Here is a 14,322-nt window from a genome sequence, read left to right as displayed (position 1 = left end):
GGTCGACCTGTGTGGAAGCCCCCCTCCGTCAGGGCTTCGCCCTGCCACCTCCCCGTACCGGGGAGGAATAGGCTTTACGCCGCCTGCAATGCCTCGACCGCTACCGCCGCGATGTCGTCGCCAAGCTGATCGACCCGCGCGGGATCGGCGTCCCAGGCGAACATGAACCGCGCGCCGCCGCCGATGAAGGTGTAGAAACGCCATCCCCGCGCGCGCAAGGCGTCAAGCACCGCGGGCGGGGCGCTGAGGAAGACGGCGTTCGCCTCGACCGGGAACATCGGCGCGATGCCGGGCAGCCCCGCGACCCGCGCCGCCAGCCTTTGCGCGCAGGCATTGGCATGCGCGGCATTGGTCAGCCATGCGCCGGTATCGAGCATCCCGATCCAGGGCGCGGCGAGGTAGCGCATCTTTGACGCCAGCTGCCCCGCCTGTTTGCAGCGATAGTCGAAATCCTCGGCCAGCACGGGGTCGAAGAACAGGATCGCCTCGCCGACCGCCATGCCATTCTTGGTGCCGCCGAAGCACAGGACATCGACGCCTGCGCGCCACGTCATGTCGGCGGGCGAGCAGCCCAGCGCCGCGCAGGCATTGGCGAAGCGCGCCCCGTCCATGTGCAGCCGCAGCCCCAGCTCGCGGCACACCGCCGACAGCGCATGGATTTCGGCCAGCGTATAGACCTGGCCCGTCTCGGTCGGCTGGGTGATCGTCACCGCGCGCGGTTTCGGAAAGTGGATGTCCGACCGGCCGGTGGCGAGCGCGCGCACCGCGTCGGGGGTCAGCTTGCCGTCCTCGGTCTGCGCGACCAGCAGCTTCGATCCGTTGGAGAAGAACTCCGGCGCGCCGCACTCGTCGGTCTCGACATGCGCGGAGGCCGAGCAGATGACGCTGTGATAGCTCTGGCAGAGCGCCGCCAGCGCCAGCGAATTGGCCGCCGTGCCGTTGAAGGCGAAGAAGACCTCGCACTTGGTCTGGAACAGCGTGCGGAACGCATCGGCGGCGCGGTCGGTATAGGGGTCCTCGCCATAGGCGGGGACATAGCCCTGGTTGGCCTCGGCCATCGCGGCCCAGGCTTCGGGACAGATGCCCGCATAATTGTCACTGGCAAATTGCTGGGGGGCAGAATGTTGGGGAACCACCGCGCTCATCACAAATCCTTCGTGCCTATGACGAGTCGGATGAGGAAAGTGGCGGTTCGTCCCGTTGTTGCCGGTTCGGCCACATCCCTCTCCATCCGGAAAGGCACCACCTTGCCGGGAGGCAGGTTGGTGCCGGGCTATGGCCCGACTCTCGATGCTGGCGCGGGCTTTAGCGGCGGGCGGCCCGGTCCGCAAGAGTGCCGGCCCGCGCGTCCGCCATCTTTCGACCCTCAAACCATTGCGTATCGCGCCCGAAAGGTGGAAGCGTAAACGTTATGAACATCAGGACCTCGCGCCGCGGTAGCAGCGCTCCCACGATCAGCGATGTCGCGCGCGCCGCCGGTGTGTCGCTGATGACCGTCTCGCGCGTCATCAACAACGAGGCCAATGTCCGTCCCGCCACCCGCGAAAAGGTGGAGGCGGCGATCGCGCAGCTGAACTATGCGCCCAACCCGGCGGCGCGCAGCCTGGCGGGCGCGGCGCAGATCCGCATCGGCATGCTCTACAGCAATCCCAGCCAGGGGTTCCTGAGCGAATTCCTGCTGGGCACGCTGGACCAGGCGTCGCGGCTCGACGTGCAGATGGTCGTGGAGAAATGCGAGATCGGCGACCATGAGGTCGAGGTCGCGGGCCACCTGATCGCGGGCGGGATCGATGGCGTGATCCTGCCGCCGCCCCTGTGCGAGGCGGAAGCCGTGCTCTCCCTGCTGCGCAAGGCGCGGGTGCCCGCCGTGGTCGTGGCGACCGGCGTCGCGCCGCAGGAAATGCCCGAATCGGCGATGGCGGTGCAGATCGACGACCGCGCGGCAGCCGAGGAAATGACCCGCCATGTCATGACCCTGGGCCATCGCCGGATCGGCTTTATCTGCGGCAACCCCAATCTGACCGCCAGCGCGCGCCGTTACGAGGGGTTCCGCGCCGCGCTGGAGGCGATGGGCGTGCCGTTCGACGAGGATCTGGTCGCGCCGGGCCTCTATACCTATCGCTCGGGGCTGGACGCGGCCGAGCGGCTGCTCGACCTGGCCGAGCCGCCGACCGCGATCCTGGCGTCGAACGACGACATGGCGGCGGCGACCGTGGCGGTGGCGCATCGCCGCGGCCTCGACGTGCCGAGCGACCTGACCGTCTGCGGCTTCGACGACACCACGCTGTCGACGACGATCTGGCCCGAGCTGACCACCATCCACCAGCCGATCGCCGACATGGCGCGCGCGGCGGTGGAAATGATGGCCACCGTCATCCGCCAGAAAAACGCCGAACCACCCGCGCATCGCATGCTGGATTACAGCCTGATCCGCCGCCAGTCGGACGCCGCACCGCGCCGCAGGCCACGCGGTATATAGGGGCGAATTTTATCCCTCTCCCCTCGCAGAGGGGAGAGGGTTGCGCAGACTTGGCCTTTGCGTGAGCAAAGTCCTAGTCGGAGCTGGGTGAGGGGTGAGCGCGCAGCGCGCGAGCCGCAGGCTCGCTCGACCCCTCACCCAAGCTGCGCTAGCCAGCCAAGCTGGCAAGCTCCGCTATCCCTCTCCCCTGTCCAGGGGCGAGGGCAAGAGTTGTCGATTTTGGAACCGGGCGTCGCTCTGCGGCGAAGTGGGACGAACCACGCGCACAGGTGCTTGACGGCGCGATGTTTTAAGATAGCGTTACCATCATGGCTGGCCATATATTGTGCCGGTGACAGGACATTGTCGTGCGGATAGGCCAAGACGCCACGCACGGATCAGGAGAGGGCCGGAAGTGACCGACACAAGGGGATTGGACGCCGCGCGCGTCAATCATGGATTCATCGCCGCGATCGTCGTTGTCGCGACCATCGGCGGTTTCATGTTCGGCTATGACTCAGGCGTCATCAATGGCACCCAGAAGGGGCTGGAGGCCGCATTCGACCTCGGCCGCCTGGGCGTCGGCGTCAATGTCGGCGCGATCCTGGTCGGATCGGCGATCGGTGCGTTCGGCGCAGGGAGGCTGGCCGATGCGATCGGCCGCCGCAACGTCATGATGCTGGCCGCCGGTCTCTTCCTGGTCAGCGCGTTGCTGGCGGGGGCCGCCGGCAGCTCGGCGATCTTCATCTTCGCGCGCATCATCGGCGGTTTGGGCGTCGGCGCGGCCAGCGTCATCTCGCCGGTCTATATCTCCGAAGTCACTCCGGCCGCGATTCGGGGCCGGTTGTCGAGCGTGCAGCAGGTGATGATCATCACCGGCCTGACCGGCGCGTTCGTCGCGAACTTCGCACTGGCCCGTTACGCCGGTGGCTCGACCGCCGAATTCTGGCTGGGCTTCCCCGCCTGGCGCTGGATGTTCTGGCTTCAGGCGATCCCGGCGGCGGTCTATTTCGCCGCGCTGTCGATCATCCCGGAAAGCCCGCGCTTCCTGGTCGCCAAGGGCCGCGATGCCGAGGCGCATACGGTCCTGACCAAGCTGTTCGGCGAGGCCGAGGCAACCCGCAAGGTGGCCGAGATCCGAGGCTCGCTGGCCGCCGACCAGCACAAGCCCAAGCTGTCCGACCTGGTCGACAAGACGACCGGCAAGATCCGCCCGATCCTGTGGGCGGGCATCGGCCTGGCCGTATTCCAGCAGCTGGTCGGCATCAACGTCGTCTTCTATTATGGCGCGACCTTGTGGGAAGCGGTCGGCTTTTCGGAGGATTATGCGCTCCAGACCAACATCCTGTCGGGCGTGCTGTCGATCGCGGCCTGCCTGTTCACCATTGCGACCGTCGACAAGATCGGCCGTAAGCCGCTGTTGCTGATCGGTTCGGCGGGCATGGCAGTGACGCTGGCGATCGTCGCTTATGCCTTTTCGACCGCCGTCACCGGCACCAATGGCGCGGTGTCGCTGCCCGGCAATAACGGCGTGATCGCGCTGGTCGCGGCGAACCTCTACGTCATCTTCTTCAACGCCAGCTGGGGTCCGGTGATGTGGGTCATGCTGGGCGAGATGTTCCCGAACCAGATTCGCGGGTCCGGCCTGGCCGTCTCGGGCTTTGCCCAGTGGATCGCCAATGCCGCCATCTCGGTCAGCTTCCCCGCGCTCGCCGTGTCGCCGGGCCTGAGCGTGACCTATTTCGGTTATGCCTTCTTCGCGGCGGTGTCGTTCTTCTTCGTCCGCGCCATGGTCAATGAGACGCGTGGTCGCGAGTTGGAAGACATGGCGGGTTGATATCGGAATAATCCCCGAGAGCCTGACAGGCCCGCCTCCTTGTCGGAGGCGGGCCTTTTTCTTGACCCGCCCACTTCCCCCACCTCCGTTCAGCCTGAGCGAAGTCGAAGGCCATGCGAGGACCTCTCCCAATGTCCATTGGGCGCACGGATTCCCTTAGCCTTCGACTTCGCTCAGGCTGAACGGCCGTAGGGAAATGGTGCTGGGGAAGGGGGCCTTAACGCCCCGCCTGGATCAGGATCGAGTCGGACGGCAACAGCCGGTCCATGAAGGGCAGCATCGCCGCGCCGATCGCGGGGGCGTCCTGCGCGCTGCGGGCGGGGCGGATAGCGGGGCGGGCGGGCAGCTCGACCCCGGCCAGTGCCTCGCTCAACCCCGCCGACAGCCGCTCGAGCAGCCAGCCGGGCAGGCGTCCGCCGATCAGGATGGCATGGGGGTCGAACAGGGTCGTCACCGCGACGATGGGTTGGAGCAGCGCGGCGATCGAATCCTCGATCCACTGGTCGATGACCGCGCACAGCATCGGGTCGTCGCCGTCACCCAAAGTCTCGGGCGAATCGAGCGTATAGCCCGCCGCCTTCAACCGCACCTCCAGTCCGGCCAGCGACACCGTATCCTGCACGATCGCACCCGGCCGTCCCGCCGTGGGGTCGGGGATCAGCCCGATCTCGCCCGAACGGCGATGCGCGCCGCGATGATAGGTCCGGTCGATGACCAGCCCGCCGCCAAGGCCCGCGGTGATGAGCAGGTAGAAGAAGTTGGGGCAGGCGAAATCATGGTCATGCTGCGCCTCGCCCAGGGCGGCGGCGGCGGCGTCGTTGTCGCGGTACATTGGCCAGGGCAGCAGCGGCGCGAGCAGCGCGGCCGTGTCGACCCCGTTCCAGGCGTCATAACCGCGCGTCTGGTTGGGCAGCGAGCGGTCGACGCCGTCCGGCATCGCCACCCCGACGCCCAGCACGCGCGTCCGGTCCACCTGCCCCTCGGCCAATGCGGGTTCCAGCGTGTCGCCGATAAAGGCCAGGACGTCGTCCGGCGTCGCAAAGGCGATTTCACGGGACGCCCGCGCGCGTACCGTGCCGCACAGGTCGAGGATCGCGATGGCCAGATGGTCGCGGTCGATGGTCAGGCCGATACCGAACGCGCCGTCGGGGCACAGCTCGATCTTGAGCGCAGGCTGGCCGCGCCCGCGATGCAGCCGCCCGGCGGTGCGGATCAGCCCCATCTCGATCAGTCGCCCGGTGATGTTGGCGATGGTCGGCGGGGTCAGCCCGGTCTGGTTGGCGATGGCGATCCGCGTCGTCTCGCGATGCAGACGGATGACCTGCAGCACGGTGCGCAGGTTGTAATCGCCCGCCCGCTCCAGATTGGTGCCCGACAGACCGCGCGACAGACGCGAGTCGCGCGAATGCGCCTCGATGGCAGGCCCCCGCTCCGGCGGATTGGGCTGCGACGATCGCGTCATTCTGGTGTCGTCTCCCATGGTGGAGCGAACCCGGATCGCCCGTCTTTGCCACAGGATCGGCGCGACGGCCGGGTCAGGTCAAGACCTATTGTCAGACCTGACCATACCGCCCCGGCACATTGGTCCTATTTGCAGGATGTTATGCCGGGGCGGCCCGGGCGAATCAGGCCGGGGTCAGCCTGATGAGCCGCCCTTGCGAATCGCCGCCATCCTCCAGCACATAAATGGCGCCGTCCGGTCCCTGCTCGACCTCGCGGATGCGCGCGCCCATGTCCCACTGGTCGCCCTTGGCGGCGCTGGTGCCGTTCAGGTCGACGCGGATCAGCGCCTTGCTCGACAGCCCGCCGATAAAGGCGTCGCCGCGCCATTGCGGGAAGAGCGAGCCCGAATAGATCATCAGACCGCCCGGCGAGATCACCGGGTTCCACCAGACCTTGGGCGCTTCATAGCCGTCGCCGGGGCGGTGGTCGGGAATGTCGCTGCCGTCGTAATTCGATCCGTTGGACGCATTGGGCCAGCCATAATTGCGCCCCGGCAGGATCAGGTTCAGCTCGTCGCCGCCCTTGGGACCCATTTCCTGCTGCCACAAATGGCCCGCGCCATCGAAGGCGATGCCGAGCAGGTTGCGATGGCCATAGGACCAGACCGCCGGATCGAAGCCTTGCGCGGCCAGCGGATTGCCGGCGGCGGGTTTGCCGTCCGGGGTCAGGCGCAGCACCTTGCCCAAAGTCGCCTTCGGGTCCTGCGCGGGCGTGAACTTCTGACGGTCGCCCGCGGTGAAGAACAGATATTGGCCATCGGGCGAGAAAGCGATGCGGCCCGAATAATGGCCGTCGCCGGTGACGGCGGGGCTGGCGGCCCATAGCGTCTCGATACCCGTCAGCTGCGCGGTGCCGTTCGATTCCTGAAAGCGCCCGCGCGCCAGCATGACGCGCTTGCCGCCGTCCGCTGCCGCCGAATAGCTGAAATAGACCCGCCCCGACTGGGCGAAATCGGGGGCGAGGACCACGTCCATCAGTCCGCCCTGGCCCGCCGAATCGACCGCGATGCGCGCGATCGTCTGCCGCGACTGTCCGTCCGCGCCGACCAGCAGCATCCGCCCGTCCTTCTCGGTCACCAGCATCCGCCGGTCGGGCAGGAAGGTCATTGCCCAGGGCGCGTCGAAATCGGCGATGACGGTGCGGCCGAAGGGTTGGCCGTTCACCACGGTTGCGGGCGGGGTCGCCATGGCGGAGGGAGAAGGCGAGGGCGTTCCGCCCGGCGTGACCGTCACCGGGGGCGTGCTGCCCGTCTCGTCGGGGCCGGGTCCATTGCCCGAACAGGCGATCAGCGCCACCGGCAAGGCGGCAAGCAACGGCAATTTCATCTTCTACTCTCCCGGTAAGGCCCCTGACCGGCCCTGTGGGCCGACAACGCCTTGGCATGGATGCTTGTTTCGTCGGCGGTTCCTGTGTATAGACTGACGCATTCTCTTACATCGTCGGGTGAAAGAGGCTGCGGGACGGGTTCCGCGGCACCGATCCGGCACATCTGGAGCTTTCATGGCGGACATCGCCCTTCTGACGCAACTCATCGAACCCGAGGCCAAGGCGCTCGGCTTCGAGCTCGTGCGCGTGAAGATGTATGGCGGCACGTCGGACCCCACGCTCCAGGTGATGGCCGAGCGTCCCGACACGCGCCAGCTGAACATCGACGACTGCGCCGACCTGTCGCGCCGTATCTCCGACGTGATGGACGCGCTGGAGGAGCAGGGCCGCGATCCGATCGACCATGCGTACCGGCTGGAGGTCTCCTCGCCCGGTATCGACCGCCCGCTGACCCGGCTGAAGGATTTCGCCGACTGGGCGGGGCATGAGGCGCGGATCACGCTCGCCGAGAAGCTTAACGGCCGCAAGCAGTTCAAGGGCGATCTCGCCGGGGTCGAGGGCGACACTGTCATTATCGTCGACGGGGAAGAGGTTCGCCACGAACTGCCCTTCTCGGGAATCGAGGATGCCAAGCTCGTCATGACCGACCGGCTGATCGCCGCGACGGTGCCGCTGTCCGTCGAGGGCGCGGAAGAGGTTTATTATCAGGATGCGCCCGAACAGGACGGCGCCACCACGGAAGGACGGCACTGATGGCTACCGCCATTTCCGCCAACAAGGCGGAACTGATCGCGATCGCGAATGCGGTCGCCTCGGAAAAGATGATCGACAAGGGCATCGTCATCGAGGCGATGGAGGACGCGATCCAGCGCGCCGCCCGCGCCCGCTATGGTGCCGAGAACGACATCCGCGCCAAGCTTGATCCGAACTCGGGCGACCTGCGCCTGTGGCGCGTCGTCGAGGTGGTCGAGCAGGTCGACGATTATTACAAGCAGATCGACATCAAGGGTGCCGAGAAGCTTCAGAAGGGCGCCGCGATCGGCGACTTCATCGTCGACCCGCTGCCCCCGATCGAATTCGGCCGCATCGCCGCACAGGCGGCCAAGCAGGTCATCTTCCAGAAGGTCCGCGACGCCGAGCGCGACCGTCAGTTCGATGAGTTCAAGGACCGCCAGGGCGAGATCATCACCGGCGTCGTCAAGCGCGTCGAGTTCGGTCACATCGTCGTCGATCTGGGCCGTGCCGAGGGCGTGATCCGTCGCGACCAGCAGATTCCGCGCGAAGTCGTCCGCGTGAACGACCGCATCCGCTCGCTGATCCTGAACGTGCGCCGCGAGAATCGCGGGCCGCAGATCTTCCTGTCCCGCGCGCACCCCGACTTCATGAAGAAGCTGTTCGCGCAGGAAGTGCCCGAAATCTATGACGGCATCATCGAGATCAAGGCCGCCGCGCGCGATCCGGGCAGCCGAGCCAAGATCGGCGTCATCAGCCACGACTCGAGCATCGATCCGGTCGGCGCCTGCGTCGGCATGAAGGGCAGCCGCGTGCAGGCCGTCGTGCAGGAGATGCAGGGCGAGAAGATCGACATCATCCCCTGGTCGCCCGACACCGCCACCTTCGTGGTGAACGCGCTTCAGCCCGCGAACGTCAGCCGCGTCGTGATCGACGAGGAAGAGGACCGTATCGAAGTCGTCGTTCCCGACGACCAGCTGTCCCTCGCCATCGGTCGTCGCGGCCAGAATGTCCGTCTGGCCAGCCAGCTGACCGCCAAGGCGATCGACATCCTGACCGAGGCCGACGCGTCGGAGAAGCGCCAGAAGGAGTTCGTCGCGAATTCCGAGCTGTTCCAGAACGAGCTGGACGTGGACGAGACGCTGGCCCAGCTGCTGGTCGCCGAAGGCTTCGGTGCGCTGGAAGAGGTCGCCTATGTAGAGCTGGACGAGCTGGCCGCGATCGAGGGCTTCGACGAAGACCTCGCGCAGGAGCTGCAGAGCCGGGCGCAGGAAGCGCTCGACCGCCGCGAACAGGCTGCCCGCGACGAGCGTCGCGCGCTGGGCGTCGACGACGCGCTGGCCGAGATGCCGTATCTGACCGAGGCGATGCTGGTCACGCTGGGCAAGGCGGGCGTCAAGACGCTCGACGATCTTGCCGACCTCGCGACCGACGAACTGGTCGAGAAGAAGCGCGCCGAGCCGCGTCGTCGTGGCGACGATGCCCCGCGTGCGGCCCCCAAGGGCGGCATTCTGGCGGAATATGGCCTGAGCGACGAGCAGGGCAATGAGATCATCATGGCCGCCCGTGCGCACTGGTTCACCGATGAGGAAGAACCCGCTGCCGACACGGCCGAGGCGCAGGCGGAGGGCGACGAAGCCTGATGCCGTTCGTCTCGATCCGTCTGGCGGGCACCGCCTCCAAGCAGCAAAAGGCCGAGATCGTCACCGACGTGACTCGTTCGCTGGTGGAGCGGCTGGGCAAGAACCCGGCCGCCGTCCAGATCGTGATCGAGGAGGTTTCGACCGAGAACTATGGTGCGGGCGGTCAGCTGATCGCCGACCGTGATGCGCCTGCCTCTAACCCCCCGGGAGACGCGCATGCGGAACCGGGACAATGAGCGCGGTGGCGTAAACGACGCTCCGGCCAAAAAGGGTCGGAGCCCCAGGGAATCGGCGAAGGCCGCCCGCGATTCGATCGACGGGCCGGTCCGCCGCTGCATCCTGTCGGGCGAGCATGACGCGCGTCCGCATTTGATCCGTCTGGCGCTCGCGCCCGACGGGCGGGTGCTGCCCGATGTCCGCGCGAAGGCGCCGGGCCGGGGTGGCTGGATCGGCGTGACTCGCGGCGAGCTGGAAACGGCCATCGCCAAGGGCAAGTTGAAGGGGGCGCTGGCGCGCGCGTTCAAGACGGGCGAGTTCAGTATTCCCGACGATCTGCCCGACCTGATCGCATCCGCTTTGGAGCGGAACGCGCTCGACCGGCTGGGACTCGAGTCGCGCTCGGGCATGTTGCTGACCGGATCGGACAAGATCGCGACGGCGGCGCGCTCGGGACAGCTGCATGCGCTTTATCATGCGTCCGATGCGGGTGATGATGGGTGTCGCAAGCTGGCGCAGGCGTGGCGCGTGGGATCGGACCGCGAAGGTTCCGATCTCAAGGGGTTGGCACTGCCCGCCACACGCCCCATATTGTCAATGGCGTTGGGCCGCGAAAATGTGGTACACATCGGCCTGACAGATCGTAACGCGGCAAAGCGGGTGAGCGAAGCGCTCGACCGCTGGCTGCATTTTATCGGACCCGACCCTGTGGCAACGCCTTGCGAAACGGCCTCGCAAGGCGCATCGGCGTCCGACATTACCGGTGACCGAACGGCCGTGACCGTACACGAGGATTTTGAGTGAGCGAGACCGACAACGACAAGCCGAAACTCGGAATGCGCCAGCCTTTGGGGCTGAAGCGCACGGTCGAGACCGGCAAGGTGAAGCAGAGCTTCAGCCACGGCCGGTCCAACACCGTGATCGTCGAGACGAAGCGCCGTCGCGTCCTTGGCCCGCAGGGTGGAGCGCCGGAGGCGGCCGCCCCCGCGCCGACTCCGGCCCCGGCTCCGGCCGCCCCCGTGGCGACCGCGCCGGTCGCCCCGCCGCGCCCCGTTCCGTCGAACGAGACGGCGCAGGAGCGTCAGGCCCGTCTGCTGCGTGAGGCCGAGGAACAGCGCCTCACCATGCAGGAAGAGATTCGTCGCCGTGAGGACGCCGAGCGTCAGCAGCGCGCCGAGGACGAGCGTGCCCGCGCCGAGGAGCGTGCGCGGGCCGCCGCCGAGGCGGCCGCTGCCCCGCCGCCCGCACCGGAACCGGCTCCCGAGCCCCAGCCTGCCGCTGAGCCTGAACCGGCCCCCGCGCCGGTCGCCGAAGCGCCCGTTCAGGCCCCGGCGCAGGTCGAGGAACCTGCCGCGCCGACCATCTCGGTCCAGCCGCGCATGTTCCGTCCGGTCGAGCGTCCGGTGATCCCGGCGCCCGAACCCAAGGTGGAAGCACCCAAGGTCGAAGCCCCCGCTCCGACCCCGGCCCCCGCGCCGACGCCTGCGCCCACTCCGGTCGCGGCGAAGCCTGCGCCTGCGCCCGCTCCGGCCCCCGCGCCGGTGGTGCCTACGCCGCCGATCCTGGGTCGCGATCCCTCGATGCCCGCGCCGCGCCGCTTCTCGCCGGTGCAGCGTCCGGAAATCCCGAAGCCGGTGCCCAAGCCCGCGCCTGCGCCCGCCGCAGCGGCAGCGCCTGCCGCCAGCGCGCCCGGCAACACCACCGCCTCCGCTCCGTCGGGCGGTGCGCCGCGTTCGATGCCCTCGGGCCAGCCGACGCCGCGCAACGCGCCTCCGGGCCGTCCGCAGCAGCGCGACCGCAAGGGTGACGAGCGTCGCGGCGGCAAGCTGACCGTCACGCGAGCCCTGAACGAGGACGGCGCCCGCGCCCGCTCGCTCGCGGCGCTCAAGCGTGCCCGTGAAAAGGAAAAGCGTGGCTTTGGCGGTCCGCGCGAGCCGCAGGTCAAGCAGGTCCGCGACGTGCAGGTGCCCGAGGCGATCACCGTCCAGGAACTGGCCAACCGCATGGCCGAAAAGGGCGCGGATCTGGTCAAGGCGCTGTTCAAGATGGGCATGCCTGTCACGATGACGCAGACCATCGACCAGGATACGGCCGAGCTGCTGGTGACCGAATTCGGCCACAACATCGTCCGCGTGTCCGACAGCGACATCGATCTGGCGCTCGACACCACCGAGGATGCGGCGGAATCGCTGCGCCCCCGCCCGCCGGTCGTGACGATCATGGGCCATGTCGACCACGGCAAGACCTCGCTGCTCGACGCGCTGCGCGGTACCGATGTGGTGCGCGGCGAGGCCGGTGGCATCACCCAGCATATCGGCGCCTATCAGGTCACGCTGAAGGACAAGTCGAAGGTCACCTTCCTCGACACGCCGGGCCACGAGGCCTTCACCCAGATGCGCGCCCGCGGTGCCGACGTCACGGATATCGTGGTGCTGGTGGTCGCGGCCGATGACGGGCTGATGCCGCAGACGATCGAGGCGATCAACCACACCAAGGCGGCGGGCAAGCCGATGATCGTGGCGATCAACAAGATCGACAAGCACGACGCCAATGCCCAGCGCGTCCGCGAGCGCCTGCTCGAACATGACGTGCAGGTCGAGGACATGGGTGGTGAAACCCAGGACGTCGAGGTGTCGGCGCTCAAGAAGATCGGTCTGGATACGCTGATCGAGAAGATCCAGCTTCAGGCCGAACTGCTCGAACTGACCGCCAACCCCGACCGGCCTGCCGAGGGCAGCGTGGTCGAGGCCAAGCTGGACAAGGGCCGTGGTCCGGTTGCGACCGTGCTGGTCACGCGCGGCACGCTGAAGGTCGGCGACGTGTTCGTGGTCGGCGCGGAAAGCGGCAAGGTCCGTGCGCTGGTCGACGACAAGGGCCGTCAGGTGAAGGAAGCGGGTCCGGCGATGCCGGTCGAGGTCCTGGGCCTGTCGGGCGTGCCCCAGGCGGGCGACCTGCTGCAGGTCGTCGAGAACGAGGCGCGTGCCCGTGAGGTCGCCGAATACCGCCAGAGCGTGGTGCTCCAGAAGCGCACGACCTCGGCCCCGGCCAGCCTGGAGTCGATGTTCTCGGCGCTGAAGGCGAACCAGGCCAAGGAATATCCGCTGGTCGTGAAGGCGGATACGCAGGGCACGGTCGAGGCGATCGTCGCGTCGATCACCAAGATCCAGTCGGATCTGATCAAGGCGCGTATCCTGCACTCGGGCGTCGGTGGCATCACCGAGTCGGACGTGACGCTGGCGGCCGCCTCCGGTGCGCCGATCATCGGCTTCAACGTCCGTGCCAACGCCAAGGCGCGCGAGATCGCCGAGCGGAACAAGGTGGCGCTCAAATATTATGACGTCATCTATGACCTGATCGACGAGATCCGCGCGGGCATGGCCGGTGAGCTGGGTCCCGAGGCATTCGAGACGGTCGTCGGCCGCGCCGAAATCCGCGAGGTCTTCTCGGCGGGCAAGATCGGCAAGGCCGCCGGTCTGCTGGTCACCGAGGGTGTCATCCGCAAGGCGCTCAAGGCGCGCATCACGCGCAACGACGTCATCATCTACCAGGGCGAGATCAACTCGCTCCGCCGGTTCAAGGACGATGTCGCCGAAGTTCGCGCCGGTCTGGAATGCGGTGTGACGTTCACGCAGAACTTCACCGACATCAAGGCGGGCGACTATCTCGAAACCTTCGAGGTCGAACTGCGCGAGCGTTCGCTCTGATGATCGCGGGGCGGCGGGAGGGATCCTGCCGCTCCCGCTTCATGCCGGAATGAATCGCGGTCGCCTGTCCGGCGGCCGCGATTTTCGTTTGAGAAGAAACAGACCATGGTCCAGTCCAAAAACCCCGCCGAACCCTCGGTCCGCCTGCTGCGCGTCGGCGAGCAGGTCCGCCACATCCTGTCCGAAATCCTCGCGCGCGGCGACGTGCATGACGAGACGCTGGCCAAGCACATGGTCAGCGTGACCGAAGTGCGCATGTCGCCCGACCTGCGCCATGCGACCGTCTTCGTGAAGCCGCTGCTCGGCAAGGACGAGGAGGTGGTGATCAAGGCGCTGCGCACCAACACCGCCTATCTCCAGCGCGAGGTCGCGCACCGGGTGAAGATGAAATATGCCGCCAAGCTGAAGTTCCTGGCGGACGAGAGTTTCGACGAGGGGAGTCATATCGACTCGCTGCTCCGCTCGCCCAAGGTGTCGCAGGATCTGGAGGAGGGGGAGCCGTCCGAGGACTGACACCCCCCCCCTCCGTTCAGCCTGAGCGAAGTCGAAGGCCACGCTGTGACCGCCGCAAATAGGGTTCGCGCGAAGTCGCGAAGCCGCGAAGGTTTTGATTCGCACGGAGGCGCGGAGGGCGCAGAGAAGAAGAGCCCTCACCCAATAGGGCAGGCCACCCCGGCGAAGGCCGGGGTCCAGTAGCAAAGCATTGATGGCGCGCCGCGCCAAGGCGGGGGAGGCAAATGCCTCGGGCCATCGCGTATCCATCGCAACTGGACCCGGGCCTTCGGGGCGGCGCGGTCGGGGGGCGTTTATGGAAGGATGACATGGGTTTGATCCGAGTGAGCCCCTCCCCTTCAGGGGAGGGGTTGGGGTGGGGCCTCTCCAACGAGGACCCGCTTGCGGAAG

11 protein-coding genes and 1 riboswitch are annotated in these 14,322 nt (G+C 67.4%); of the genes, 8 read left to right on the top strand and 3 right to left on the bottom strand.

Going from position 1 to position 14,322, the window contains the following annotated elements:
- Positions 1-74: 74 nt before the first annotated feature.
- Complete coding sequence (locus SP5_RS09425; protein ID WP_042487507.1) at positions 75-1,145, bottom strand: threonine aldolase family protein; 1,071 nt, start codon at positions 1,143-1,145, stop codon at positions 75-77.
- A 44-nt stretch (positions 1,146-1,189) separates the two neighbouring features.
- A riboswitch (SAM-I-IV-variant riboswitch) is annotated at positions 1,190-1,299 on the bottom strand.
- Between the two features lie 112 nt (positions 1,300-1,411).
- On the opposite strand from SP5_RS09425, the gene SP5_RS09420 reads away from it, so the two are divergent.
- Both SP5_RS09420 and SP5_RS09415 read left to right on the top strand, forming a co-directional pair.
- Positions 1,412-2,479 (top strand): LacI family DNA-binding transcriptional regulator, encoded by a 1,068-nt coding sequence (locus tag SP5_RS09420; protein WP_042487504.1) that lies wholly within the window; start codon positions 1,412-1,414, stop codon positions 2,477-2,479.
- Positions 2,480-2,873: 394 nt separating this feature from the next.
- Positions 2,874-4,295 (top strand): sugar porter family MFS transporter, encoded by a 1,422-nt coding sequence (locus SP5_RS09415; RefSeq protein ID WP_042487501.1) that lies wholly within the window; start codon positions 2,874-2,876, stop codon positions 4,293-4,295.
- Positions 4,296-4,512: 217 nt separating this feature from the next.
- Here SP5_RS09415 and SP5_RS09410 read toward each other — a convergent pair whose 3' ends face one another.
- Together SP5_RS09410 and SP5_RS09405 are read right to left on the bottom strand one after the other, a co-directional pair.
- On the bottom strand, positions 4,513-5,757 hold the full coding sequence (locus tag SP5_RS09410; RefSeq protein WP_042487498.1) for an ROK family transcriptional regulator: 1,245 nt from the start codon (positions 5,755-5,757) through the stop codon (positions 4,513-4,515).
- 163 nt (positions 5,758-5,920) lie between these two features.
- Positions 5,921-7,123 (bottom strand): PQQ-dependent sugar dehydrogenase, encoded by a 1,203-nt coding sequence (locus SP5_RS09405; protein WP_042487495.1) that lies wholly within the window; start codon positions 7,121-7,123, stop codon positions 5,921-5,923.
- Between the two features lie 175 nt (positions 7,124-7,298).
- On the opposite strand from SP5_RS09405, the gene rimP reads away from it, so the two are divergent.
- From rimP to rbfA, 6 genes are all read left to right on the top strand, one after another.
- On the top strand, positions 7,299-7,877 hold the full coding sequence (gene rimP / locus SP5_RS09400) for a ribosome maturation protein RimP (protein ID WP_042487492.1): 579 nt from the start codon (positions 7,299-7,301) through the stop codon (positions 7,875-7,877).
- Entirely contained in the window at positions 7,877-9,499 is a 1,623-nt protein-coding gene (nusA, locus tag SP5_RS09395; RefSeq protein ID WP_042487489.1) for a transcription termination factor NusA, read from the top strand. Before rimP ends, nusA begins: the two co-directional genes overlap by 1 nt.
- On the top strand, positions 9,499-9,735 hold the full coding sequence (locus SP5_RS09390; RefSeq protein ID WP_042487487.1) for a tautomerase family protein: 237 nt from the start codon (positions 9,499-9,501) through the stop codon (positions 9,733-9,735). Before nusA ends, SP5_RS09390 begins: the two co-directional genes overlap by 1 nt.
- A complete protein-coding gene (locus tag SP5_RS09385) occupies positions 9,716-10,519 on the top strand; it encodes a DUF448 domain-containing protein (RefSeq protein WP_439645609.1) in 804 nt (267 codons plus the stop codon). Before SP5_RS09390 ends, SP5_RS09385 begins: the two co-directional genes overlap by 20 nt.
- Positions 10,516-13,419 (top strand): translation initiation factor IF-2, encoded by a 2,904-nt coding sequence (gene infB / locus SP5_RS09380; protein ID WP_042487485.1) that lies wholly within the window; start codon positions 10,516-10,518, stop codon positions 13,417-13,419. The genes SP5_RS09385 and infB overlap by 4 nt, the downstream gene beginning before the upstream one ends.
- A gap of 105 nt (positions 13,420-13,524) precedes the next feature.
- Positions 13,525-13,932 (top strand): 30S ribosome-binding factor RbfA, encoded by a 408-nt coding sequence (rbfA, locus tag SP5_RS09375; RefSeq protein ID WP_042487482.1) that lies wholly within the window; start codon positions 13,525-13,527, stop codon positions 13,930-13,932.
- The last annotated feature ends 390 nt before the right edge of the window (positions 13,933-14,322 follow it).

This window comes from Sphingomonas parapaucimobilis NBRC 15100, from assembly GCF_000787715.1.
Classification (GTDB): Bacteria; Pseudomonadota; Alphaproteobacteria; order Sphingomonadales; family Sphingomonadaceae; genus Sphingomonas; species Sphingomonas parapaucimobilis.
Note: the sequence above shows the minus strand (reverse complement) of the source record. Positions and strands in the feature narration are given on the sequence as shown.

What these genes read in the sequence shown, in the direction of transcription:
- rimP (WP_042487492.1), top strand. Translation starts at nt 7,299, where the DNA reads ATGGCGGACATCGCCCTTCTGACGCAACTCATCGAACCCGAGGCCAAG.
- SP5_RS09390 (WP_042487487.1), top strand. Translation starts at nt 9,499, where the DNA reads ATGCCGTTCGTCTCGATCCGTCTGGCGGGCACCGCCTCCAAGCAGCAA.
- SP5_RS09405 (WP_042487495.1), bottom strand. Translation starts at nt 7,123, where the DNA reads ATGAAATTGCCGTTGCTTGCCGCCTTGCCGGTGGCGCTGATCGCCTGT.
- SP5_RS09420 (WP_042487504.1), top strand. Translation starts at nt 1,412, where the DNA reads ATGAACATCAGGACCTCGCGCCGCGGTAGCAGCGCTCCCACGATCAGC.
- SP5_RS09410 (WP_042487498.1), bottom strand. Translation starts at nt 5,757, where the DNA reads ATGACGCGATCGTCGCAGCCCAATCCGCCGGAGCGGGGGCCTGCCATC.
- SP5_RS09385 (WP_439645609.1), top strand. Translation starts at nt 9,716, where the DNA reads ATGCGGAACCGGGACAATGAGCGCGGTGGCGTAAACGACGCTCCGGCC.
- rbfA (WP_042487482.1), top strand. Translation starts at nt 13,525, where the DNA reads ATGGTCCAGTCCAAAAACCCCGCCGAACCCTCGGTCCGCCTGCTGCGC.
- SP5_RS09425 (WP_042487507.1), bottom strand. Translation starts at nt 1,145, where the DNA reads ATGAGCGCGGTGGTTCCCCAACATTCTGCCCCCCAGCAATTTGCCAGT.
- nusA (WP_042487489.1), top strand. Translation starts at nt 7,877, where the DNA reads ATGGCTACCGCCATTTCCGCCAACAAGGCGGAACTGATCGCGATCGCG.